The sequence below is a fragment of the Alkalicoccobacillus gibsonii genome (genome assembly GCF_016798245.1).
In the GTDB taxonomy this organism is placed as follows: Bacteria; Bacillota; Bacilli; order Bacillales; family Bacillaceae_D; genus Alkalicoccobacillus; species Alkalicoccobacillus gibsonii.
On the sequence record NZ_JAEUZA010000001.1, the window covers coordinates 974828 to 1000266 of the forward strand.

Sequence of the window (25439 nt, forward strand, 5' to 3'; positions counted from 1 at the left end):
TGCCACGCCTAAGAAGCAGAATCTTTATTCTGCTTCCTTACACACTCTCAAGTTAAAGTTTATCATGACTTTCATTAAATTTAAAATCCTCGGCTACAAGCGTCATTAAGGCTTGACGTTCATACTGATGAAATTTCATGAGTCTGACAGCTTGCTGCCGAATTGCACGCTCAATCAGATTGCGAATATATCGTCCATTACTAAATGTAGCTTCATGATCATTCCGATACTGTTTAATATGATCTCGAACTGCATTCTCTGCATCTTTTGAAAGCTGATAGTCACGATCTTTCGCCATCGTATGAATCATTTCCATTAGTTCCTGAATGGTGTAGTTAGGGAAGGACATTGTAATTGGGAAGCGCGAAGGAAGGCCTGGATTTAATGATAAAAAGTGATCCATCTCTTTTGAGTATCCAGCAAGAATTAACACAAAATCGTGTAATTTGTCTTCCATTCCTTTTACTAAGGTATCAATTGCTTCCTTTCCAAAATCCTTCTCACCGCCACGGGCAAGAGAGTAGGCTTCATCTACAAACAATACGCCACCACTCGCCTGTTTAATGAGATCTCTTGTTTTCTGAGCGGTATGTCCGATGTATTCACCAACTAAATCTGCTCGTTCTGCTTCAATAAAATGACCCTTTGAAAGTACATTCATATCATGGAAAAAGCGTGCAATAATGCGAGCTACGGTTGTTTTCCCAGTACCAGGATTTCCTTTAAAGATCATGTGTAAAACTTGTTTATTAGCCTTTAATCCTTGTTGCTCTCGACGCTGATTCATGTATAACCAAGCATAAATCTCTTTAACAAGTCGCTTGACCTCATCTAAGCCTACAAATTGTTTAAGTTGATCTTCGAAACGTATGAGTATATCATGTGTCTGTTTCTCTTCGTCCGTTTGAAGCCATTCATCAGTAGCAGGCTGATGGGTCTGCTGATTTAACACAACATTGATTCGAGCATTTTTCTTTACATTAGTTGGGTGATTCATCACACATCCCCCTTTTCATTCTCATCGATTCGAAACTGTGTACCCTACTATACGCACCGGATCAAAAAGCGTGACAGTTGCCTAATATTTAGCTTGATTCAGTTGTATGTATTGATATACTTAATAGAAAAGAAAGGAACCAACTAATGCCTGAATTGTATACGCATCCTTTATTTGTTACTGATTTTTTAGACTCATTAGCTGAAAAAGGGCGTGCTCATTCGACAATAACACGCTACAGTTATGACCTAGAAGATTTCTTTAAATGGATGACAAATGATCTTGAGAAAGATCCTTTTACCGTTTGGTCTACATTAACTCACGAAGAGCTCGATACGTTCTTCCTATATCTTATGGAGAAAAGATCGTACAAAGTACGTACAATTAGAAGAATTATTTCTGTTACAAAGCAATTAGCTAAATTCTCGATTACAACTGGCTTAATTAACAGGCATCCAGCGACAGTCTATGAGCCTCCTAAACTAACGGTTACACCTCTAAAGAGAGAGGAATGGCTTTCAGTTGAGGAAGTGAATAAGCTATTTGCTTCCGTTTCGTCAGACGATGGCTTAACAGAAAATCAATTGCTTGCCCGTCCGATGCTTACAACCCGCAATACGTGGCTATTAACGCTTTTTCTTTCATACGGTCTTACGTTGCAAGAAGTAACTCGAGTCACGATGTTTGACATCCAATTTGCTCAAAATCAATTACGGATTCCTTCATCTCAGGATTCCACTAAATCGAGAATGATTCCTCTCACTGAAGAGGATAAGATACAGGCGTATGCGTATTATGAGCATATTCCTGAGCCTGTACGACCCAGGTTACATAGTAAAGACCCCTTTCATATTGCCTTTGACTTTCAACGAAAGACGTATCATTGGTCCTACGAGCAGGATCATCCAAAGGCATTAACAGAGATTGCGACACAGAAAATGATCCGGACCGAAGTGCAACGTGCAGGCTTACGAAAAGGGATCTCTGCACAGCATTTGAGGCATACGTTTATTTTGAGACAATTATGTCTTGGAACACCGGTAGAAGAGATTCAACGTTATTTAGGGTTCTCTAGTGCCTTGTCGCTCGACCGGTGTTTATTAACGCTTGACCATTTGCTTGAACCTGAGCGGGCGCTGCTGACACCTTAGTTCAATGACGCTTCGTATAATGTGCTGCACACACAAAAGACTGATGACTCTATTATAGAATCATCAGTCTTTAAACACGCTCGTCACTTCTTTTTACTCATCTGCTTCGGTTTTAAGTTGAACATTACGTTGTGGTGCGAATGTAGAAATAGCGTGTTTGTAAACAAGTTGCTGCTTTCCTTCGGTTTCAACAATCACTGTAAAGTTATCAAACCCTTTTATAAGACCACGCAATTGAAATCCATTCAGTAAAAAAACTGTAATAGGAATCGAATCTTTACGTAGTTGATTGAGAAATTGATCTTGAATATTTATTCCTTGTTTCATGTGTATAGACCTCCTCTATTTATCTATATATATTTTCGGCACTCATACTTGATTTCCTTCAACGAAATTCTTAATTTGACGAAAAAGTACATCTTTCTCTTCGGTACCTGCATAAAACCAGTTCATTTCCATTTTATTTCGAAACCACGTTAGTTGGCGCTTTGCATAACGTCTTGAATTTTGCTTAAGCTGATCAATCGCTTCATCTTTGGCGTACTCACCGGTAAGATATGAAATGATTTCCTTGTATCCAATGGCTTGAGCTGCCGCTTGATTATGAAGACCCTCACTCATTAAGGAGCGCACTTCATCTATTAAACCTTGTTCAACCATAAGATCCACTCGCGTATTAATTCGTTCATATAGACGTTCTCGTTCAAGGTCAAGTCCTATCCCAATGAAAGGACGTGTTGGCTTTTGAACCTGTTGCTTTGAGAAGGGCTCTCCTGTTACATGAAAAACTTCTAGAGCTCGGATTACTCGTCTAACGTTATTTGGATGAATCTCTTTTGCTGCTTCAGGATCAACGTCATATAGCTTTTGGTGAACGTACGCGTTTCCATGCTGCGCCGCTTGTTCTTCTAAATCGGTTCGCAGGGAAACATCTTCAGGCCTTTCGGAAAATTGATAGCCGTGTGTAATCGATTGAATATATAAACCCGTCCCACCGACGAGAATTGGTTGTTTATTGCGTTTTTCTAAGTCTAAAAGAATATCTGAACATCTTTTTTGGAACTCAGCAACTGAAAAGGGCTCATCAAATGTTTTGATATCAATTAAATGATGAGGGACACCGTCCATCTCTTCTTTTGTTACTTTTGCCGTACCAATGTCCATGTTCTTATACACTTGCATGGAATCACCGCTAATCACTTCTCCATCAAGTTCTTTTGCAAGTCTGATCCCTAAATCAGATTTTCCAACAGCGGTAGGTCCAGCGATTACAAGTAGTTTTTTCAATGTGATTGCCTCACTTTATCTTGTCGTTCCATTAAGTTTTTTTGATGCCATATTGAAATTCGACAGGCCTTCTTCGGTTTACATGAAAGCCAAATTCCTCAAAAAGACTGCTTGTCCAATGATCTTTTAAAACGACACGTTTTTTTGCAACACGCATGGCTTCCTGGATCGTTTGTTGTGAAAGTGCTTCGTAATGAGCAAACGATTTTAATGCTTGTATCCCTGAGGAAGAATGAATGGTTTGCTCAAACATCGGGTCAAAATAAACAACATCATAGGACGAATCAGGTAAGCTTTTTAATAAATCATAATGATGGCCTGCCAACACATGAACCGATTGCATCGCATCAAGTAACATAGGATGTGCATCCGTCCAAGTATGAAGACCCTTCTTCACAATATATGCCATAATAGCGTTCTGTTCAATTCCTGTAACATAACCATCCTGCCCAACGGCAAGTTTGGCCATCACCGCATCTGCGCCCAGGCCTAATGTACAATCTAGTAGACTGTTTCCTTTTTGCAAATCACAGGCTTCAATAAAAGCATCATATCCATTGGCAAAAAAAGCTTTTGCCCTGACCTGAGCTGCATTTGGATGATAGAAAAATGGATTCGGATCTCCATGTCGATACAGACTAAGTCGATGACGTGCGACAACTAAAAGATCGCTTTTCACTTCTTCTAACAAATTATCAACTGAGCGATCGTTTCTTTTTTGATAAGCTACATGTAATTCTTCCGCTACGACACGCGCAAGCGGCTCAAGTTTATCTGCTCGCTTTCTAGCTGTTGTCACCACAACATTCACTAACGTTCCTACTTTCTACATAACCCGCTTAAACATTTTTTCCATTTCATAGGTTGTAAATTGGATAATGACTGGTCGTCCATGAGGACATGTAAATGGATCCTCACATAGACGTAAGGTATCAAGCAAAGATTGAATCTCGTCATCACGTAAATGTCGATTCGCTTTGATGGCAGCCTTACACGCCATTAAAATAGCAGCATCCTCGCGTAGCTTTCCAATGTCAATTCGTGCATTCTCAAGCAATTGATCTAATAATTCTCTAATCGTTTCTTCTTCTAAACCATCTGGAAACCAAACTGGATGTGACCTTACGCGATACGTTTGCTGACCAAATGAATCAAGAAATACACCAACAGATTCAAGCTTTTCTAGATTCGTCTCAATTAGTGACGCTTCCTGCACAGTACACTCGATTGTAAATGGCGTTAGGAGTTCCTGAACATGCGGCGTTTGCTCCGCAACTTTTTCCCGGAAAAATTCATAATTAATTCGTTCCTGAGCAGCATGCTGATCAATTAAATATAAGCCTAGCTCATTTTGGGCAAGGATATACGTGCCATGCATCTGACCAATCGGATAAAGCGCAGGAATTCGGTCCGATCTTTCAGATACGATGGGCTTGTCTACTTGTATATCTTCCCCATTCACGATCTCTGAAGAATGTACTTCCGGCAGAACCGTAGGCTGTTCTCTTTGCACTGGCTGTTCATCTACAAACGTTTCTCGTACTTCACTAGCAGGTTCACTCACTTGGTCTTTAAAAAGCGTTTGCTCCTGAGGTTTCTGCTTTGGTTGTGTTTCTTCAAAGGATAAAGAAAGCTGTGTAGAAGCTGGCCCTACAGAACTCTGCTTAGGCTGCTGTTGTTCTGGAATTAACTGCGTCTGCTGAAATGCTTTTTTGATTGATGAACTAATCAACGCGCCTAATTCTTGTTCCTTACTTAACCTGACTTCCATTTTTGAAGGATGAACGTTCACATCAATAAGTGTTGGGTTCATCTCAATTTGAATGACAGCGATTGGGAATCGACCAATAGGCAGTAACGTATGATAACCCTGCATGATCGCACCAGCAATTGCGTAATTTCGAATGTAACGACCATTAATATAAACCGATAAATACTGTCTCGATGAACGATTCACCTCTGGTCGGCACAAGAACCCTTTCACTTGATAATCGAGTGATGATTCTTCAAACGAGACAAGCTTTGTGGCTACAGAACGTCCATAGATCTGGGCAATCACTTGACGAATGTCACCGTTTCCTGAGGTTTTTAACACTTGCTTCTCATTATGAATATATTCAAATGCAACAGATGGATTAGACATAGCTAATCGGTTCATTACATCACTTGTATGACCAGCTTCTGTGTGAGATGTTTTTAAGTATTTTAGCCGGGCAGGTGTATTGTAGAAGAGGTTGGTGATGATGAGCTCCGTTCCTTTTCTTGTTGGAGAAGCTGCTCGCTTTACAAGCTTTCCTCCTTCAAGTTGAAGCTCTACCCCTGCACCTGTTCCCGTGCTTGTTTTCATCGTTAGATATGAAACTGAGGCGATACTCGGTAAGGCCTCTCCTCGAAACCCTAATGTATGAATGTTAAATAAGTCCCGATCGGTTTGAATTTTACTTGTTGCATGACGCAAAAATGCCGTCTCTACATCGTCAGCAGGGATCCCACTTCCATTGTCAACAACTCGAATGGAGGTAAGACCTGCTTCTGTTAGTTCAACTAAGATGGATGTGCTGCCAGCATCAAGCGCATTTTCAACCAATTCTTTCACAATGGAGGCAGGGCGTTCCACTACCTCACCTGCTGCTATCTTGTTAGAAAGCGCATCGTCTAGCTGCTTTATAGTGGGCATGCCACCCTCTCCTTCCTACTCTATTCCTTTGCTTTTTGTTGCCATGTATGAATGAGCTGTAGCGCCTCAAAAGGCGTTAAATGCATAAGATCAACAGCATTAATTTCTTTTAACAATGCTTCTTGATGCTTGTTCACAATGGACATTGGCTTTTTAGGTACTTCCTCTACAGCAAATAATGATAACTGTAGGTCCTCATCCTTATCCTCAGTTTCAGGCTCTTGAACCTTTAATATATCTGTTTTAGCTGCCGCTGTTTCAAGTTGCCCGCCTTCTAGTTCCGCAAGTAACATTTCAGCACGCTCAGTAACCATACTTGGTAATCCAGCGAGCTCCGCCACGTAGATACCATAGCTTCGATCAGCTGGTCCATCAATGACTTTGTGTAAGAAAACAACATGTCCATCTTGTTCGGCTGCTGACACATGAATGTTCTGAAGCTGCTGCAATGACCGTTCCATGGTTGTTAGTTCATGATAATGTGTTGAGAACATCGTTTTAGCTTGGATATGTTCATGGATAAATTCCATAATGGCTTGAGCCAATGCCATCCCATCATAGGTAGATGTCCCTCTTCCGATTTCATCTAGAAGCAACAAGCTATCCTGTGTTGCTTTCGTTAACGCATGCTTCGTTTCAAGCATTTCAACCATAAACGTACTTTGGCCGCTTGCCAAATCATCAGCCGCACCAATTCGCGTAAAGATTTGATCAAATACAGGGAGCTCTGCTTCGTCTGCTGGCACGTAACAGCCAATTTGAGCCATCACAGCTGTGAGAGCCAATTGTCTCATGTACGTACTCTTACCACCCATATTCGGCCCTGTTAGTAGCAGCATGCCTCGACCATCTCCCATGATGACATCATTGGGAACATATTGACCTCTAGGTATAACGGTCTCCACAACAGGATGGCGATTGTTTAGAAGCTGAATACGACGTGTCTCTGAGAATGTTGGTTTCACATATGTTCGCTGTTCACTGACAGTCGCAAAGCTTGTATACACATCTAACTCACTCATTTGGCTGGCAAGACTCTGAAGCTCAGGAACAAATTGTTTGACTTGCTCTCGAATTTGAACAAATAGCTCATATTCTAGCTTTTCGGTTTGATCGTTCGCTTCTAAAATTAATGCTTCCTTTTCCTTTAGTTCTGGTGTTACAAATCGTTCAGCATTTGTTAATGTTTGTTTTCGTTCGTAACGTCCTTCCGGGATGGACGAAGCATTTGCTCGAGTGATCTCAATATAATAGCCAAACACTCGGTTATAGCCGACTTTTAGCGTTCTGATTCCAGTAATTTCACGCTCTTTCGCCTCAAGTTCAGCAATCCACTGCTTTCCGTTTGTACTCGCATCACGGTATTTATCAAGTTCCAAAGAGTAGCCTGATTGAATAATTCCGCCCTCTTTTAAGGAGATAGGTGCATCCTCAATAAGGCTTGTATCAAGTAATGTAGCCAGCCCTTCAAATGTCTCTAATTCCTTAAACCAATCTTGAGCAAAGTCTGCTTGCATGGTAGAGAGTAAATGAACAATCGCTGGTACACGCTGTAGTGATTTTTTTAATTGAACAAGCTCACGTGGACTCACACTACCGTATGCTACTCTAGCAGCAAGACGTTCTAAATCATAGACTGCTTTTAATTCATCTCGTAGCTCTTCACGCTCAAAAAAGTGAGTTAAAAATGATTCTACCGCACGTTGTCTTGACTGTATTTCTTGTTTGTTCACAAGTGGTCTTAGCGTCCATTGTCTAAGCATTCTTCCACCCATTGCGGTGACTGTATGATCAATAATCGAGAGTAACGATCCTTGTTTTCTTTTTTCGCGTAAGGTTTCCGTTAACTCTAGATTCCGTTTTGTATGTTGATCCATCTTTAAATAAGATGTAGATGCATAATAGTTCACTGGTTGTAAGTGAGATAATGAACGTTTTTGGGTGCGTACGAGATACTGCACTAATCTCGCATACGTTTTTTCGAGCTTGTCTTGCTTTAAATGTTGATAAACGGATGCATAGTCGCTTTGCTCATCAAACTCATCTTCATATGAAATCGTGAGTTGTTTTTGTTCAGCTAATCGATTCAACAATTCTTGGTCTGCGGTGCTTGCAATAATCACTTCTTTTGAATTAGCCGTTACGATTTCTTGAATGGCATCCTCTAGCTCATCACCTGTAATTGTTACACGCCCTTCTCCAGTAGACAAATCAACAAATGCAACTCCATAAGAACCATCTGCACACTCGTGAATCGTAGCCAAATAGTTGTTTTCTTTTTCCTGGATAAAATGATCACTCATCATCGTTCCAGGAGTTAAAAGCTTCACAACCTCTCGTTTTACAACACCTTTTGCCGTCTCAGGGTCTTCAACCTGTTCACAGATGGCCACTTTGTACCCTTTTTCTACAAGTCGAGTCATATACATATCCGCTGAGTGATGAGGGACACCACACATGGGAATCCGTGTTTCTCCTTGACCTCTTCCGGTAAGCGTGATTTCAAGCTCCCGTGATGCTTGTACCGCATCATCTTGAAAAAGTTCATAAAAATCGCCTAATCGAAAAAATAAAAAAGCATCCTGATATTGTGCTTTTATCTCTAAATATTGCTTCATCATAGGGGTTACCTGTGCCATACTTTCCTCCAACCGTACATTCATCTTTGCTAGTATTATAGCACAGTGAATCAAACACCTGCACTTGGAATGAACAAGAAAAAAGAGCGATGCATCGCATCACTCCTAACCCTACTTATCTAGTTCTTCGTGTAAGAAATGTGGATCAAGGTTCTCTAATTCTTCATCTGTAACTTGATCGACGTAATCTGCAATCGGGTATTCATTGATAATGCCTTGTGGATTCACCGCAACAGCAACTTTTGTTTCACCAATACACTCAACAATGAATTCACGTTCCACTTGCACGTCAACCGTCGTTCCACTGTCTGAGATGATCGCTTCTAATGTATTTGGTTGTTGTACGGCTCTTGCGACAACATCTAAGTCTTCTGATAATACGTTTTCATCTTTCATAGATAAAGGCACAATGTCTGTGTACGTCACAGTTTGTGTAGCTACATCTGTTTTTGTATTATTCGTGTACGAAAACCAAACGTTAATATCATAAGAACCCTGGACCTCTACAGTATCCCCACGTTTTTCTGCATCATAGGTGTGATTAATAATCCAGCACCCTAATATACTTGTTGGTCGATGAGCCGGCGTGATGTGGTGAGTGGCTTCAGAAAACTTCCTTCCCTTTCCACATACTGCTTTCGTAATAATTTCTCGGTAACTCATTTCATTTTCAGCCATTTGCTGACCCTCCTATTCTCATATCCTGGCTGGATGATGTGTCGGCTCCTGCCTACCGTTCCGCCTAATCACCCTCATTCTATGCAGGGAGTAAAACGGATGTGATTGAAGATTAGGTAGGGCAAACCGTTTCTATAAAGGATATGAAGCGAGAAATTGGATTAGTACAGCAATCTTAAATCTTACTGAGCTCATAAAGAAACATTTGGCAAATAACTAAAACTACTAAAAAATGGCGAATGATATAAAATTCGAATCATTCGCCATTTATGTTTTTATTAAACAAGCGGAGGGAGAACCCGAGACTCCAGCGGAAACAGTGCGAGGTGAAGACACTGTAGCGGTGATTTTTCCGCGGAAGGGGCTGAGGCCGTGCCCGCGGAAAGCGAGGGTTTCTCCTGTAGCGTGTACATTGCTATGTTCGTGTATTCATAATTAAATTACTGCTTTGTTCCAGCGTAAACTCATATTAGAAAGGACTTTTTACTGTGCGCCCTTTTAATAGATCTCCGTCGGTTGAAATAATTATCTCATCTGTAACGGTCTTAGAGATCGTATTTGTGATCATTTGTAGCAAGTAATTCACTTCAATTTGGCTTCGTTTAAACTCTTGCACAAGAGGAATCTCATCAATTTCGTTATGAAGGGAGTCAATTTTCTCTTCAACTTGCTTAAGTGCTTCCGTTTTGCCATAGTGCTTTAAATTAACCGCTTCTTTTTGTTGCTTTTTAATCTGAGCAATTAGTTCTTGAATTCGAATATGATCATTGACTTGCTTTTCTGCACGCTTATAAAAATCGATTTCTTCTGTTTCAGCTACCATCTTTGCAAGTTCTCTAGCTTTCTCCTTGACATCTTCCTTTGTATAAAGATTTGTCATCTGCCATTAGACCTCCACCGTTTCTGTAATTTCACCATTAAGTGACCATGTTTTTGCCTCTGTGATCTTCACATGTACAATTGTACCGATAATCGATTCAGGACCCTTAAAATTAACCATTCGGTTTGTACGCGTACGACCTGCTAACACGTTTGGATCTTTTTTACTTTGACCTTGCACAAGTACTTCAACAACTTTGTCTTGGTATTCAAGATTCTTTTTCGCAGAAATATCATTTACAAGTGCATTCAACCGCGCTAAACGTTCTTTTTTGACTTCCATCGGAACATTATCCTGCATCTTAGCAGCCGGTGTTCCTACGCGAGGTGAATAGATATACGTGTACGCACTGTCAAATTCAACTTCTCTCATTAAAGAAAGAGTTTCTTCAAACTGCTCATCGGTTTCATTTGGAAACCCAACAATGATATCGGTTGTAAATGAAGCGTTAGGAATCGCTTGTTTAATTTTGTGAGCAAGCTCTAGATAGCTCTCACGCGTGTACTTTCTTGCCATTAGCTTAAGGATGGCAGAGCTTCCATGCTGAACTGGTAAATGAATATGTTCAACAAGGTTCCCTCCTTGAGCCAGCACTTCAATCAATCGATCATCAAAATCACGAGGGTGACTTGTTGTAAAGCGAACGCGTGGGATATCGATCTTATGAATCTCGTCCATTAAATCCCCAAGACCGTATTCCGTATCCAGATCTTTACCGTAAGCATTGACGTTCTGACCAAGTAACGTTACTTCTTTGTAGCCTTGGCGGGCTAGATCACGAACCTCGGCTATGATATCCTCTGGCATCCGACTACGTTCTTTTCCTCGCGTATAAGGAACAATACAATACGTACAGAACTTATCACAGCCATACATGATGTTGACCCAGGCTTGTGTTTTCCCTTCACGTTTACGTGGCATGTTTTCAACAATGTCGCCTTCTTTAGACCAAACCTCAACGACCATTTCTTTACCAAAGATCGCATCACGAAGTAAATGTGGTAACCGATGAATATTGTGCGTGCCAAACACTAGATCAATGTGTTGATGTTTTTGCAAGATTCGATTGACGACGCTTTCTTCCTGCGACATACAGCCACACACACCAATGATTAGCTCCGGCTTTTCTAGCTTTAGAGGCTTCAAATGACCAATCTCTCCGAATACCTTATTCTCCGCATTTTCACGGATGGCACAGGTATTTAAAAGAATTACATCTGCCTCTTCTGTCACATCTGTCGATTCAAAGCCCATCTCTGTTAACAGTCCCGCCATATTCTCTGAATCATGTGTGTTCATTTGACAGCCGTATGTACGGATTAGAAACTTCTTGCCTGCACCAAGTGACGTTAGCTCTGGTGGAATCACATGATCAGGTCTAATCACCTGAGTCGTTTCCTTCCCACGACGTTTACCCTGTTTGTAATCAGGCTGTTCATGAATCGTGATATCTCGTCCATTAATTCGCATCACTTTTTTGTTTTCATCTTCAGAGATAATCTTTGCTTTTGAGAAGTCAAAGTATTGACTATAGTCTTTTTTTGGTTCTTGCTGCTGGTTCTTTTTTATATGGGTATTCCCTTGTTGTCCTAAGCGTTGTTCTTCATTCATCGTAAAGCAAACCCCTTCCAAAACATACCGTTCTACTAATCGTATATTATACGTGCGAATGGTCATAAACACAATGAATGTATCAAGATGAATCCAAAGAAAAAAAGTGTTTATCTGTTCTTTGAGCAACAGATAAACACTTTTTTTTGACTTGCGTTAACGAGGTTCAATGATTAACTTAATAGCAGTACGCTCTTCTCCATCAATCTCAATATCAGTGAAAGCTGGGACGCAAACAAGGTCAATCCCGCTAGGTGCAACAAATCCTCTAGCAATCGCAATAGCTTTAATCGATTGATTTAATGCTCCTGCTCCTATCGCCTGTATTTCTGCTGAACCATGTTCTCGAATGACCCCAGCTAAAGCACCAGCTACAGAATTTGGGGTAGATTTTGCTGAGACTTTTAAGACATCCATTTTTTTAGAACCTCCTCTGTGCATGAGTCATTAGCGTGTTACGAGTGAAAAATGATGGTGATCAGCACAACTCACAATAAACCTATTAAGTGAATGAATGGCTCATCCATTAACGTTCAATATATGGATGGTCCTCATTAATAAGTATACGTTTAATAGATTTTGCCTGCCCTGATTTATCGTCCACATCAATAATCACACCACTCAACTGTTCCCTGCCAGATGCGACTTCAAACCTTACCGGAAGATTTGTCAGAAATTTATGCAATACAGGTTCTTTTTCCACACCTAAGATCCCATCATAAGGTCCAGTCATTCCCACATCTGAGATATAAGCTGTTCCTTTAGGCAGAATTCTCTCATCTGCCGTTTGCACATGTGTATGTGTTCCAACAACAGCCATGACACGACCATCTAAGTACCAACCCATTGCTATTTTTTCACTGGTCACTTCCGCATGAAAATCAACAAAAATGTAAGGCGTTCGTTTTTTTGCTTCAGCTATTAATTCATCCGCTTTTCTAAAAGGACAATCATTTGCCGGAAGAAAAGTACGCCCCATTAAATTAATAACAGCAATCTCTATTTGATTAATCGTCACAAAGACCATTCCAACTCCGGGTGTTCCTTCTGGATAGTTAGCTGGTCGCACGAGCCATTTTGCCGTATCAATAAAATCAAAGATATCGCGTTTTGCCCACGCATGATTACCTAGAGTAACAGCTTGTGCACCTGCATCGAGAAAGCCTTTATAAATCTTTTCATTAATTCCTTTTCCAGCTGCTGCATTTTCTCCATTAATGACCGTAAGCGTTGGTTTATAATCTTTCTTCAGGCGCTTCACATATTCGTCTACCATTGCCCGCCCTGGAGAGCCTACAACATCTCCAATAAATAAGATCTTCATGAATCATTACCTCTTTCTTTATTTTGCATACTCAACTGCCCTAGTTTCTCGAATAACGGTTACTCGAATATGTCCTGGGTAGTCAAGCTCGTCTTCAATTCGTTTAGTGATGTCACGTGCCAGTTTATGAGCAAGTGTATCATCAACAAGATCTGGTCGAACCATAATGCGAATTTCTCGTCCCGCTTGAATGGCGTATGTTTTTTCTACACCTTCAAAGGACTCAGAAATTTCTTCTAACTTTTCTAAACGACGGATATACGTCTCAAGTGTCTCTCTACGTGCTCCTGGACGTGCTGCTGATAATGCATCGGCAGCGGCCACAAGTGTAGAAATGACTGATGTTGATTCCGTATCACCATGGTGAGAGGCAATGGCATTCACAACGACAGGATGTTCCTTGTACTTTGTTGCCAGTTCTACACCAATCTCAACATGACTTCCTTCAACTTCGTGGTCGATTGCTTTACCGATGTCATGTAAGAGTCCAGCTCGTTTAGCAAGCTTCACATCTTCACCAAGTTCAGCAGCCATCAATCCACTTAAATGAGCCACTTCAATGGAGTGTTTAAGAACATTTTGCCCATAACTTGTACGGAATTTTAGTCGACCTAAAATTTTGATTAAGTCAGGGTGAAGTCCATGAATCCCCATTTCAAATGATGTCTGCTCACCATATTCGCGAATTGCTTCATCAACTTCACGACGAGATTTATCAACCATCTCCTCGATTCGCGCTGGATGAATTCGTCCATCTTGAACTAACTTCTCAAGTGCGGTACGCGCAATTTCGCGGCGAATTGGATCAAATCCAGAGAGGATAACAGCTTCAGGTGTATCGTCAATAATGAGATCAATCCCTGTTAAGGTTTCAAGCGCACGAATATTTCGGCCTTCTCGCCCAATAATTCGACCCTTCATTTCATCGTTAGGAAGGTTCACTACTGAAACGGTCGTTTCAGCTACATGATCGGCTGAACAACGTTGAACGGCAAGAGAAAGAATTTCCTTCGCTTTTTTGTCAGCTTCTTCTTTCGCTTGAGCTAATCGTTCTTTAGCAAGAAGAGCTGTCTCATGTGCAATCTCTTCTTCCACTTCAGCTCGAACAGATAGTCTCGCTTCTTCACGACTCATACCAGAAATGCGCTCCAACTCATGCTGTTGTTTCGCTATGAGCTCATCCACTTTACTGTTCATCTCTTCAATTTGTCGTTGTTTTTTGGTGAGAGATTCCTCCCTTTTTTCCAAAGACTCTTCTTTTTTATCAAAGGTTTCGCTTTTTCGGTCTAGAATCTCTTCTTTTTGTACCAAACGATGCTCTTGTTTTTGAATCTCATTTCTACGTTCACGAACCTCACGTTCTGCTTCTGTTCGAAGGGTATGAACTTCATCCTTTGCTTCTAGAATGACTTCTTTCCGATTCGCTTCTGCATCACGTTTTGCATCTTCTACAATTTGATTCGCAGCATGCTCCGCGCTTACGATCTTCGCTTCTGCAATGGATTTTCGAACAAGATATCCAACAACTGCAGCTACTGCAGAGACAACAAGTAAAATGAGGATGAGCATATACAATGGTATATCCATATTTTCACCTCCTCTTGCTATCTAATTGTTGGTTCCATAACTCTGTTTTGCATAGATCTTTTTTATAGTAATCTTAAGTTCCATACATGAAAGCGGAGTAAAAAAGTAAAAATATAAAAGCCGCTTCACCTTTTAATTGTAAAGTCACCCACCGTTGATGTCAAGCTGTGGAAATGGGTGTGACCTCGCTTATTCCGTCCCGAATCGAAACCTCAAACGCTTGATCAGCTGACTCTGTTAAATGATGATTATGTGTAACCATGATAATTTGTCTACCAAACATCGTGCTTAATGATTTTAGAAACTCATATAAATAATAAACATACTCATTTGATACATGCTTCCCAGGTTCATCCAATATTAACGGTCCACTTACTTTTGGCTGTACAGTTTCCATTAAGGCTACTCGTAACGCAAGTGTCACAATATCAACAACACCGCCACCTCTTGAGTCTTGGGGTTTTGTTTTAATTTGAACGCCCTCATACTCAGTCGTTACATAAAATTCAGCAACCGTACGATTTCCGTGATCTTCAATTTCAATCTGAAAATGGAACAAAGGTCCAAATACATACTGGAGCGCATTGGTGACCAAAGTCTCCATTTGTTGTCGTGCTTGCTCACGCGCATACTCCGCTGACTGCTGAAGGAGAACGCGTGCTTTTTCATACACATCAATCGTATCTAAGTATTCATTAAGCTTCGCTTCTGCTTGTTCTAACTGATCAACAAGCACTTGACGTCTGGCGTCCAGCCTTGTCCACGTATCCCGTGCCTGCTTAATCGTTTGTTCAAGCTTAACTAATTCCTCATGCATCATGCTTAATCAGCTCTTTAGGAATAAGCGACCACGTTTCACTCATCGCTTGCTCAACCTCTGATTCCAGTTTTTTTATCTCGTTTTCTAATTCATCTGGGCCAACGCCTAGCTCCTCTAACTCTTTTAAAATACGATCGCGTTGATTTTGCAGCTCCTCAAGCTTTGCTTCCGCCCGGTACCTCATGTCTCTCGCCTGATCAATCGCTTGCTTCATCTTTGTTAATTCTTGCTCAATTGTACTCATCTTTTTGTACTCCCCTCGTATCAACCATGGTTGTGATTGGTTTGTATTACTTGGCCACAAGTCGGACAAATTCCATCTTTTTTAGCCAGCTCTTCGTATTGAACGGCTAGCTGTTCAAGCTCTTGCTTCTTTGTTTGGATAAACTGCTCTCCATCCTTCATTCGCTTACGTATTTCTGTATATGCTTGTTTTTTCTCGATCATTTGCTGATATTTGTTATAGGTCTCATCTATCTGATTTACTTTTAACGTGGCCATCTCAATCTGTGCAACGGTCTCTAGCTGTTTTTGTTGTTTTGCTAGTTGCTCGTTTATCGCCATGATTTGGTCTTTAAGAGAAATCAATCGTTTTACCCGTTGCCCCGTCTGTTTAACTGACTCCTCCCAGTTAGATGGAATCTGAGTCACAAACTTCGTCTTACTAGTTACTTGGTAGGCTTTACTCTCGATCGCTGTCAGTTGAGTGTATTGATCGTTTAACTTGATTAAGGCTGCTCGTTTTTGCACAAGAGTCTTTGCACGTCTCTCTCTTTCGGCTGCTTCTTCAATAGACTCAGTAAGCTGCAAGAATCTCTCCACTTTTAATAGCTGCTCTGTATAGGTTTGTTGCTGTTCGTGAAGCTTTTTAAACACTGATTGTCTCTGAATCATCCATTCAAGTCGGTACAACATCGATTCAATTGTCGGGAGTTCTTTTAGAGAATCTAATTTGTCGTGGGATTGTTTCATTAGCCCTTGATTTGTGTGCAAATCTTGATGCTTCGATTGTAAGCTTTCTAGCCTTGCTTGTTTACTCTTAATCTTCTCAAAAAGATGTGATGCCTTCTCGAGTTGTTCACCTGATCGAATGACTTGTTCATAAGGCTCTAAATCCTTTTTCAGTTGTTCTGTTTGTTCCTCACTCCATCTTTTACTTTGATTAAGCGAGTGAAGATCTCTTGAAGTGTCGCGAATAGCCGCATCCAAATAATGAGCGCCACTAATCCTTCCAATTGTTTTTGCACGCATCGACCCGGGTTGTTCAAGCAAAAAAGGTCCATCCAGCTGTTGAGCTAGATGAATGGTTAATTCATGATCTCGATCAATGCGCAATGGACGCATCCCATGTAAATCTAATACCTCTTGTGGAACATGCTGCCCAAAGCTCTCAAAAACCTGTTGTTCCTGTCCGTTTTTCTTGATCATATACCGATTCTTAGAAGCTGTTCGCTCACGTATCAGTCGATCTCCACTTTCAAATTGAATCGTTACACGGACAAAGTCGCTACCCGCACGAATAAAATCTGTTCCCCGTGGCTGGTTAAATAAGGCCCAACGTATACCACGAATCACAGCTGTTTTTCCACTATCAGACTGACCGATTAATACATTCAGGCCATCTGCAAAAGTAAATTGAGAGTCAAGGTGAGATTGGAAGTTTTCTAATCGAACATCCAGGATGTTATTCATCTCCCTCACCTCCCCAGCTTTCCTCTACCTGCGTCATTCTCCGTAGCGCTTCCTGCTTTACACGATCTTCTACTTCTGAGAGCGATGCAAGCTCACGAATAATATCGTTCATGTGTAGGTTCTTGAAATCACTTTGTGCTTTCACTTGTTGGACAAATTCGTGTAGTTTCTCTTCTTGATGGACCGCTTTTTCTACGTAGGTTCGGTCGAGCACTTCTTCACCCTTTTGTGCAGTCTTAAGCACTTGTTCTCTTAACGTTATGCCCGATGCAGTGATTTCACCAATAACGACCTTAGGCATTCGATTGAGCTCCATCCAGTGATTGTTAATACGTGAAATAGCGCCTGGATTGCAAATAAATTTTCCGTCCTGTTCTTTGATTCCAAACCCACCATGAAAGTGACCAGTTAAGATCACATCAGCTGGTGTTGTCCAAATATGATCTACTAGAGTATGAGGAATACCCTCTGGAAGAGCCTTTTCAACCAACATACTGTGTACAAGATGAATCATATAATCTGCTTGATGATGATTCATTGGATAATAATCTAATTTAACGTCTCGTTGATCTAAATCATAATGATAGGGTTGTCCAGAAATTTGAACGGATACATCCTCTTTTTTTATAAAAAGAGGCTCGTCTGGATGGATTATGGTCATGATTCCAAACGAATCTAATAATCCAAGCATCGTCCTAGAAATGGTGTCTGGATTATGACCAAATGTATCATGGTTTCCTGAAATGGCATAGATGGGAATATTCGTTTCACGGAACAGCTTTGCAAACTGTCCTACAACATTTGGAGATAGGTCCGGTCGATCAAAGACATCTCCCCCATGAAGCATGAGATCTACCTTTTCTTTTTCCGCTATCTGCATCACTTCTGTTAATTTACGTTTGATCGTCTCCGAAAAGGAATCTAATCTATTTTTGGGGGTTGTTCCCCGAATATGTGTATCTGTAAAATACAGAAATTTAATCATTGTAATCACCTCAAACTGAAAAGAATAAGCACCCATACGGTGCTTATTCAGCTACGGTTTTATTTAAGATCTAATGGAACATCTTCGAATTCTTTTTCATCAGGCACAGGAACCTCTACTTGACCATCTAATCCGTGATGTGCACGAATAAGTCCTTCAATTTCAGCCATCATTTCTGGATGCTCTTTCAAGAATATTTTAGAGTTCTCACGTCCTTGACCGATGCGTTCTTCTTTAAAGGAATACCATGCTCCACTTTTTAAAACAATGTCAAGATCAGCTGCAATGTCTAAGACAGAGCCTTGTTTAGAAATACCCTCTCCATACATAATATCCACTTCAGCTTGTTTGAACGGAGGCGCAACTTTGTTCTTAACCACTTTGATTCTTGTTTTGTTCCCGACCATATCGTTCCCTTGTTTTAATGTTTCAGCACGGCGAACTTCTAAGCGAACAGAAGAATAGAACTTAAGAGCACGACCACCTGGAGTGGTTTCAGGGTTACCAAACATCACACCAATTTTCTCACGAATTTGGTTAATAAATAACGCAATCGTTTTTGACTTGCTAATGGCGCCAGAAAGTTTACGAAGTGCCTGGGACATTAAGCGAGCTTGAAGTCCTACATGACTATCACCCATGTCACCCTCAATCTCTGCTTTTGGTACAAGAGCCGCGACACTATCCACTACGATAATATCAACCGCACCACTACGTACGAGCGCTTCAGCGATTTCAAGAGCTTGCTCTCCTGTGTCAGGCTGAGATAATAATAGTTCTTCTACATTCACACCTAGTTTTTGAGCATAAACTGGATCAAGTGCATGCTCAGCATCGATAAAAGCAGCCGTTCCTCCATTTGCTTGTACTTCAGCAATGGCATGAAGGGAAACCGTTGTTTTACCAGAAGACTCTGGTCCGTATACTTCAATTATACGACCACGCGGATAACCACCTACTCCTAGTGCAATATCTAATGCAAGAGATCCACTTGAGATCGTAGCGATACGCTGATCTGTTTGATCTCCTAGTTTCATAATTGAACCTTTACCGAATTGCTTTTCAATTTGGCGAAGCGCCATATCTAATGCTGCCTTACGATCGCTCATTCAAATCTCTCCTCTATTTAAAAAATCAATGTATAGTAAACGTTATTAGTGATTCACTGTTTCTACTGTTCTATCATAACTTGTTTTTTGAGATTTGCCAAGAGAAAACCGAACATTTATTCGCATTTTTTTAAGACAGCAAAGTGGGAGGCGTAAGTGGATAAAATAAGGGAGTTAAAAGAAGGAAAAATGCAGCAGCAAGAGCATGATGCTGCATTTTCATTTGTATCAGGAGGTCGTACCACGTTTAGGGCGTTTAGGACGCGGTTTAGCAGGTTCAAGATTTACTCTTGCCCCATTGATGCGGGAATACCTTAGAGCTTCGTAAACAAACGGAGCTGATTCTTCTGGAACATCTACAAACGTAAAGTTATCAAAGATATCCATTCGGCCAATGCTTGACGCCTTAATTCCTACTAATCTAGAAATCTCTTCAGAAAGGATTTTGGGAGTCAGATTCACATTTCGACCTACATTGATAAAGAACCGAATCATCCCTTCTGCTCCACCCGTTTCACCAAATTGATAGCCTGGATCATCGGCGGTCGAATCTGATGAAAATTGAAGAGTTAACAAAGCTTGCACAACTTCTTCGGCCGTATAATCTGTTAAAAGTTCTTGCACAAGTGGCCCAAAAAGGTCTGATCTCGCAACACCTGAATCAATCGTATCCGAAACGAGTTTTTTCCATGAGCTCTGTTGTTTTAATACCACTTCTTCAAGCGTTGGAACAGAGTAAGACGGAATTGACATCTTAATCTCTTGCTCAATTGAACGAAGATGCTTCATTTCTCTTGGCGTAACGAGTGTTAAAGCAAGACCCGTACGTCCGGCTCGACCTGTTCGTCCAATACGGTGAACATAGCTCTCAGGATCCTGAGGAATATCGTAGTTAATCACATGGCTTACATTTTGAACATCAATTCCACGTGCTGCTACGTCTGTTGCGATTAGAAAATCAATGGATGCCTCTCTAAACTTTTTCATCACAACATCTCGTTGGGGCTGAGACAAATCTCCATGTAAGCCATCTGCTAGATACCCTCGTGCTTGAAGTGCCTCGGTTAACTCAGCCACTCCTTTTTTAGTACGGCAAAATAGAATCCCAAGCTCCACATCGTCACTATCAATAATCCGACATAACGAATCAATCTTGTTTCGTTCAAGGACTTTGTAATAACGCTGCTCCACGAGAGGTGCTGTTACCTCACCTTTGTTGATCGTAACCATCATTGGCTGATTCATGTACTTCTTAGACAGCTTACGGATGGCATATGGCATCGTAGCAGAAAATAACAACGTTTGTCTCGAATGGTTCACATGGCTCAAAATGGTTTCAATGTCTTCAACAAAACCCATATCAAGCATCTCATCTGCTTCATCCAGTACGACCGTATGAACCCGGTCAAGCTTTAATGTTTGACGTCTGATGTGATCGAGCACCCGTCCAGGTGTCCCAATGACAACATGAACACCTTGCTTAAGTGCTCGAATTTGATGACCAATCGATTGCCCTCCGTAAATAGGCAGAGTACGAATTCGTTTGTGAACAGACAACTTTTGTAATTCTCCTGAAACTTGAATGGCTAGTTCTCTAGTAGGTGTTAAGATTAACGCTTGAACGTGCTGTTCATTCGTTACCTTATTAACAACAGGTATACCAAAAGCTGCTGTTTTCCCTGTTCCTGTTTGAGCTTGACCAATCACATCTCCGCCTTGAAGAATGGGCGGAATCGCTTTTTCTTGAATGGGAGAGGGCTCCTCAAAGCCCATGTCCCGAATGGCTCGTTTAACCGGATCAGATAACTCAAAATCGGTAAAATAAGTCATGTTGTTGCATGCCACCTTTTTAATTCATTCAATAAGTAGAAGCAGCAATACTTTACAGCGCGTTCTCGAATCGCTTGACGGTTTCCGCTTAATTGCAGAGGATACACAGTCACATTCGAATCTGGTCCACTAATCCCAATAAATACGGTGCCTGGTTCTTTACCTTCTTGAGGATCTGGACCAGCAACCCCTGTAAATGAAACGCCAATATTTGATTTAAACATCTTTTGGACGGAGCTTGCCATTTCATTTGCACAAGATTCGCTTACTACCCCACTTTGCTTAATCGTTTCATTCGACACTTGTAGGATATCTTCCTTCACATCTGAAGAATATGCTGAAATTCCTCCAACAAAAATAGACGATGCTCCTTTGTAAGAGGTTAAACCTGAAGTAAAAAGTCCACCTGTAAAGCTTTCAGCTGCAGACAGAGTTAACTTTGCTTCTTTTAACTGAATGGATAATTGCTCCATCAAACCTATTTCACCGTAGCCATAGAAAAATTCTCCTACCCGCTTTTGAATGGCTGCCTCTGTTTCATCTAGAAGACGTTCTGCTTCCGCTTCATCAGAATGTTTGACTGTTAACCGTAGCTTTACTTCACCATTGCCTGCGAGTGGTGCAATCGTTGGATTTGTTTGAGCATCGATTAAGTCTTCAAGGTCTGTTTCAAGCTGTGACTCACCGATCCCAAAATAACGTAAGACCCTAGATGTGATGGCTGTACCTGATCCATCGAGTAGGAGCGGTTTTAGCTCAAGCTCAAACATCGGCTGCAATTCTCTAGGAGGTCCCGGCATAAGGACAAGCTTACATTTTTCTGACTCAACATACATTCCTGGAGCCATACCTGTATGGTTCTTTAAGACAGTAGAGCCTTCAATGACAAGAGCCTGCTTCCGATTATTCGGTGTCATTTGTCGATTACGTTTTTCAAAATACGATTCAATGGAATGCAATGCGTCTTCATCATGGACTAACGAACGACCACAGAATGTTGCTGCCGTTTCTTTCGTTAGATCATCTTTTGTTGGACCAAGACCGCCCGTTAAAATAACGAGGTCGGCTCTGTTTGCCGCGAGCTCCAATGATTCCGTTAACCGTTTCTCATTATCTCCAACCACGGTATGTACATAAACATCAATTCCAAGCTCAGCGAGCTGTTTGGAAAGATATTGAGCATTGGTGTTCAAAATTTGACCTAACAATAATTCGGAACCTACTGCAAGAATTTCTGCGTTCATGTTTCATTCCCCCATGTTATTTTGATTTTAAAATGACATGCTTACTTTTTATAAAATAATCCACACCTGAGACAATCGTTAGGATTGTTGCAATCCAGATCATGATCTGATCAAATGGTATGGATAACGCAGCAAATGGTACATTATGTAACAAACAAGCAGCAATCGCAATAATCTGTGCCGTTGTTTTCCATTTTGCCAACTGACTTGCTGCAATGACATCGCCATCTGCAGCTGCCACTAAACGTATTCCTGTTACAGCAAATTCCCTACTTAGTATAATAATAACCATCCAAGCCGCAACAACTCCAGATTCAACAAGACCGATAAGTGCAGCCGTTACGAGTAACTTATCTGCAAGCGGGTCAAGAAATTTCCCGAAGTTCGTGATTAGATTTAGCTTCCTAGCAAAGTAGCCATCCAACCAATCTGTAGCAGAAGCAAAAATAAAAATAAGCGCTGCAATCAGATCAGAAATAGCAAGTTCTGTTCCATAAAATGAAAGAACTCCAAATGGCCAATCAATTAAAAGGAAAAGCATAAAAATCGGAATTAATAAAATGCGTGAGATTGTAATCTTATTTGGCAGATTCAATTTAGCCCCTTCTTTCTTAAACAATTTCTGGTCTTCATCCTTTGATTTTTATCACTTAAGGGGTAACCGTTTCATTATTGTATCATAACCTTTCTGCAAAGGTTAAAACATAGCCTATTCAAGCAATTAAAAAAATCGTTTTTGCCAGTATGACAAAAACGATTTTTTCTTATGGTTGGTACGAAATTTCAAGTTTTTGATGAACCATATCAAGCGGAAGGTCTACTTCCTCGTCATTAATAAACACTGTTGCATTTTGAGAAGCACCTAGGTTAATAAGAATAGATTCTTCTTCACTATAGTCTTCTGTAATGTCATCACCATTTTGGAATAAAGATGAAGCGATGAGGAACTCACCATTGCTGTCTTTAATGTCTGCATACGAATCACCCTCAAACTCAATTCGAACGTTCATCGCATCCGCTTCAAGTGTAAAGAAAGATGTGTTACCAGTGCTTTCATCAAGTGTCAGCTCGCTAACTGATTCTTCTGGCTCCTCTTCTTCAGTCGCCTCTCCAGATCCTTGGTTCTCGTCTTCTGCTTGCTCTTCATCTGGTGCGTCTTCACTTTCAGGCTCATCTTCTGATTCAACGGGGTCACCGTACTCAGCATCGATTGGGTTGTTATCAGGCTCTACTGGATCGTTATTCCCACTTAAGTTGGATTGGACCAAGAAAATCACTGCTAAAACCACTATAAGGAAGACAATAATCGAAATGAGTGGAATAAACGAGACAGCACGTGATTTTTTAACAGGTGCTTCTGCGACAGTTTTCCGTCGCTCTGATCTCGATGGGATACTCTCCTCACTTTTACTTGGCTTAGGCAATTCATTTTTGTGGGTTTCTAACAATTCTGTAGAATCAAGCCCTACTGCTTCAGCATAAGTCTTAACAAATGCTCTTGCATAAAACATGCCGGGTAGAGAGTCAAAGCGCCCCTCTTCAATGGCAACTAAATATCTTTTTTGAATCTTTGTTGTGCGTTGTAGATCTTCAAGCGAAAGCTGCTTATCTACGCGCGCTTGCTTTAATTGATTTCCTAGTTCTGACATTGTTACACCCACCTACACCTTTAGCTTATATCAAAGGAAGAGAATCCTGGTTCGACTACATCATAGGTGATTTTTTCATTTTCATCATTTCGCAACTCAATAATGCAGTCAAAATCCTCAAGTTCATATTCCGTTTCCCGAACAAAAATATCCGGATGCTCCACAACTTTTACAACAGGCTGCCTCATGACCTCAGATACTAATGTTCTATGTTTTTCTGTTGACCTCATCGTAGAGACAATCCCATCTATTATAAAGATGTGATCTCCACCTAATTCATCATCAGCCAATTGACTACGTACTGTTTGTCTGAGCAGCGTAGACGAAATAAAAGACCAGCGCTTGTTTGCACATACACTTGCCGCAACCACTGACTCCGTTTTTCCGACACGTGGCATTCCACGTATACCAACTAAATAATGCCCATCGCGCTTGTAAAGCTCAGCCATGAAGTCAACGAGTAGACCCAACTCACGTCGAATAAACCGGAACGTTTTACGCTCTGCTGCATCTCTTTCAATGTAACGTCCATGCCTAATAGCTAAGCGATCTCGTACTCGCGGCTCACGGAATTTCGTTACAGATACACTACCAATCGTATGTAAAATCGACTTAAAGCGCTCTACTTGGTCATCACTTTCACTACTAAGTAGCATTCCTCGCCGACTATCATCAATACCATTAATGGTCATAATGTTAATTGAAAGCATCCCGAGTAATGAAGAAATATCTCCTAATATCCCAGGTCTGTTCTCCAATAACTGGTATTCAAAATACCATTCTTTCATCTACGACACCCGCCTTGTCCAACAAAATGTTATGGAGCATGGTTCTGACAAATTCAGCTAAAAATTTCACTACTTTTTTTAATGATAATGGATTTTACACTCAATTGAAAGGATTTTTATAGTTGTCGTATATTTTATTCGGTTTTCACCTACATATTCACAAAAAAGGCACCGCTTCAAGAGAAGAGGTGCCTACTGATTATTTATGGTCGACTAGCTTAACCATCATGTTAGCGATGGCATGTTGCTCTTCTTCGCTTGCTACTTTCCATAAATCAGCAAGAACGCGTTCTTGATCATTTTTTGGCTCAACTTGGCCAGCAAGATATTCGCCAACCTGGTAAGCCACATCTGATACCACTCCATCAGACAAGCCTTTATCTTGAGCTTCGTCTAAACGAGAATTCAAAAACTCTTTCCAGTGATCCCAATTATCTACTACAGACATTGTTCATTCCTCCCTTTAATTGTACTGCATGATTAGGTTTTGT

General features: G+C 40.9%; 24 protein-coding genes. 1 reads left to right on the top strand and 23 read right to left on the bottom strand.

Features of this window, described 5'->3' with window-relative positions; translation table 11 throughout:
* Window positions 1–52 precede the first annotated feature (52 nt).
* The gene (gene spoVK, locus JNO66_RS05335) at window positions 53–997 is read right to left on the bottom strand and encodes a stage V sporulation protein K (protein WP_203087147.1); all 945 of its coding nucleotides are present in this window, start codon (window positions 995–997) and stop codon (window positions 53–55) included.
* A gap of 146 nt (window positions 998–1143) precedes the next feature.
* Here spoVK and JNO66_RS05340 point away from each other — a divergent pair, with 146 nt between their 5' ends.
* Window positions 1144–2148, top strand: coding sequence for a tyrosine-type recombinase/integrase (locus JNO66_RS05340; protein ID WP_203087148.1), 1005 nt, complete (start codon window positions 1144–1146; stop codon window positions 2146–2148).
* Window positions 2149–2241: 93 nt separating this feature from the next.
* Here the strand turns inward: JNO66_RS05340 and hfq are convergent, their stop codons facing one another.
* The 22 genes from hfq to JNO66_RS05450 form a co-directional block, all read right to left on the bottom strand.
* Window positions 2242–2475, bottom strand: a complete 234-nt coding sequence (gene hfq / locus JNO66_RS05345; RefSeq protein WP_203087149.1) for an RNA chaperone Hfq — start codon at window positions 2473–2475, stop codon at window positions 2242–2244.
* Between the two features lie 42 nt (window positions 2476–2517).
* Window positions 2518–3435, bottom strand: coding sequence for a tRNA (adenosine(37)-N6)-dimethylallyltransferase MiaA (gene miaA, locus JNO66_RS05350; protein ID WP_203087150.1), 918 nt, complete (start codon window positions 3433–3435; stop codon window positions 2518–2520).
* A 31-nt stretch (window positions 3436–3466) separates the two neighbouring features.
* Window positions 3467–4246, bottom strand: coding sequence for a class I SAM-dependent methyltransferase (locus tag JNO66_RS05355; protein WP_203087151.1), 780 nt, complete (start codon window positions 4244–4246; stop codon window positions 3467–3469).
* A gap of 15 nt (window positions 4247–4261) precedes the next feature.
* On the bottom strand, window positions 4262–6112 hold the full coding sequence (gene mutL, locus JNO66_RS05360) for a DNA mismatch repair endonuclease MutL (RefSeq protein ID WP_203087152.1): 1851 nt from the start codon (window positions 6110–6112) through the stop codon (window positions 4262–4264).
* Between the two features lie 20 nt (window positions 6113–6132).
* A complete protein-coding gene (gene mutS / locus JNO66_RS05365; protein ID WP_203087153.1) occupies window positions 6133–8751 on the bottom strand; it encodes a DNA mismatch repair protein MutS in 2619 nt (872 codons plus the stop codon).
* Between the two features lie 111 nt (window positions 8752–8862).
* Window positions 8863–9429 carry an outer spore coat protein CotE gene (locus JNO66_RS05370; protein WP_273753159.1) on the bottom strand — a complete coding sequence of 189 codons (567 nt, stop codon included), beginning with the start codon at window positions 9427–9429 and terminating at the stop codon, window positions 8863–8865.
* 469 nt (window positions 9430–9898) lie between these two features.
* Complete coding sequence (locus JNO66_RS05375; protein WP_203087154.1) at window positions 9899–10309, bottom strand: YlbF/YmcA family competence regulator; 411 nt, start codon at window positions 10307–10309, stop codon at window positions 9899–9901.
* A gap of 6 nt (window positions 10310–10315) precedes the next feature.
* Entirely contained in the window at window positions 10316–11920 is a 1605-nt protein-coding gene (gene miaB, locus JNO66_RS05380) for a tRNA (N6-isopentenyl adenosine(37)-C2)-methylthiotransferase MiaB (protein ID WP_203087155.1), read from the bottom strand.
* 156 nt (window positions 11921–12076) lie between these two features.
* Window positions 12077–12337, bottom strand: coding sequence for a stage V sporulation protein S (locus tag JNO66_RS05385; protein WP_203087156.1), 261 nt, complete (start codon window positions 12335–12337; stop codon window positions 12077–12079).
* A gap of 109 nt (window positions 12338–12446) precedes the next feature.
* Entirely contained in the window at window positions 12447–13244 is a 798-nt protein-coding gene (locus JNO66_RS05390) for a TIGR00282 family metallophosphoesterase (RefSeq protein WP_203087157.1), read from the bottom strand.
* A gap of 18 nt (window positions 13245–13262) precedes the next feature.
* Window positions 13263–14831 (bottom strand): ribonuclease Y, encoded by a 1569-nt coding sequence (gene rny / locus JNO66_RS05395; RefSeq protein ID WP_210340775.1) that lies wholly within the window; start codon window positions 14829–14831, stop codon window positions 13263–13265.
* A 160-nt stretch (window positions 14832–14991) separates the two neighbouring features.
* Window positions 14992–15651, bottom strand: a complete 660-nt coding sequence (locus JNO66_RS05400) for an AAA family ATPase (protein WP_307730685.1) — start codon at window positions 15649–15651, stop codon at window positions 14992–14994.
* A complete protein-coding gene (locus JNO66_RS05405; protein ID WP_203087158.1) occupies window positions 15641–15895 on the bottom strand; it encodes a hypothetical protein in 255 nt (84 codons plus the stop codon). The genes JNO66_RS05400 and JNO66_RS05405 overlap by 11 nt, the downstream gene beginning before the upstream one ends.
* Window positions 15896–15915: 20 nt before the next feature.
* Window positions 15916–17343, bottom strand: a complete 1428-nt coding sequence (locus tag JNO66_RS05410) for an AAA family ATPase (protein ID WP_203087159.1) — start codon at window positions 17341–17343, stop codon at window positions 15916–15918.
* Window positions 17336–18328 (bottom strand): metallophosphoesterase family protein, encoded by a 993-nt coding sequence (locus JNO66_RS05415; RefSeq protein ID WP_203087160.1) that lies wholly within the window; start codon window positions 18326–18328, stop codon window positions 17336–17338. Before JNO66_RS05415 ends, JNO66_RS05410 begins: the two co-directional genes overlap by 8 nt.
* 59 nt (window positions 18329–18387) lie before the next feature.
* Complete coding sequence (recA, locus tag JNO66_RS05420; protein ID WP_203087161.1) at window positions 18388–19437, bottom strand: recombinase RecA; 1050 nt, start codon at window positions 19435–19437, stop codon at window positions 18388–18390.
* Window positions 19438–19665: 228 nt separating this feature from the next.
* A complete protein-coding gene (locus tag JNO66_RS05425; RefSeq protein ID WP_203087162.1) occupies window positions 19666–21267 on the bottom strand; it encodes a DEAD/DEAH box helicase in 1602 nt (533 codons plus the stop codon).
* Window positions 21264–22511, bottom strand: coding sequence for a competence/damage-inducible protein A (locus JNO66_RS05430; protein ID WP_203087163.1), 1248 nt, complete (start codon window positions 22509–22511; stop codon window positions 21264–21266). Before JNO66_RS05430 ends, JNO66_RS05425 begins: the two co-directional genes overlap by 4 nt.
* 16 nt (window positions 22512–22527) lie before the next feature.
* Entirely contained in the window at window positions 22528–23106 is a 579-nt protein-coding gene (gene pgsA, locus JNO66_RS05435; RefSeq protein WP_203087519.1) for a CDP-diacylglycerol--glycerol-3-phosphate 3-phosphatidyltransferase, read from the bottom strand.
* A 169-nt stretch (window positions 23107–23275) separates the two neighbouring features.
* A complete protein-coding gene (locus JNO66_RS05440; protein ID WP_203087164.1) occupies window positions 23276–24160 on the bottom strand; it encodes a helix-turn-helix domain-containing protein in 885 nt (294 codons plus the stop codon).
* Between the two features lie 20 nt (window positions 24161–24180).
* Window positions 24181–24948 carry a DUF3388 domain-containing protein gene (locus tag JNO66_RS05445; protein WP_203087165.1) on the bottom strand — a complete coding sequence of 256 codons (768 nt, stop codon included), beginning with the start codon at window positions 24946–24948 and terminating at the stop codon, window positions 24181–24183.
* 199 nt (window positions 24949–25147) lie between these two features.
* Window positions 25148–25396: a DUF3243 domain-containing protein gene (locus JNO66_RS05450; protein ID WP_203087166.1), complete on the bottom strand. Its 249-nt coding sequence runs from the start codon at window positions 25394–25396 to the stop codon at window positions 25148–25150.
* Between the last annotated feature and the right edge of the window lie 43 nt (window positions 25397–25439).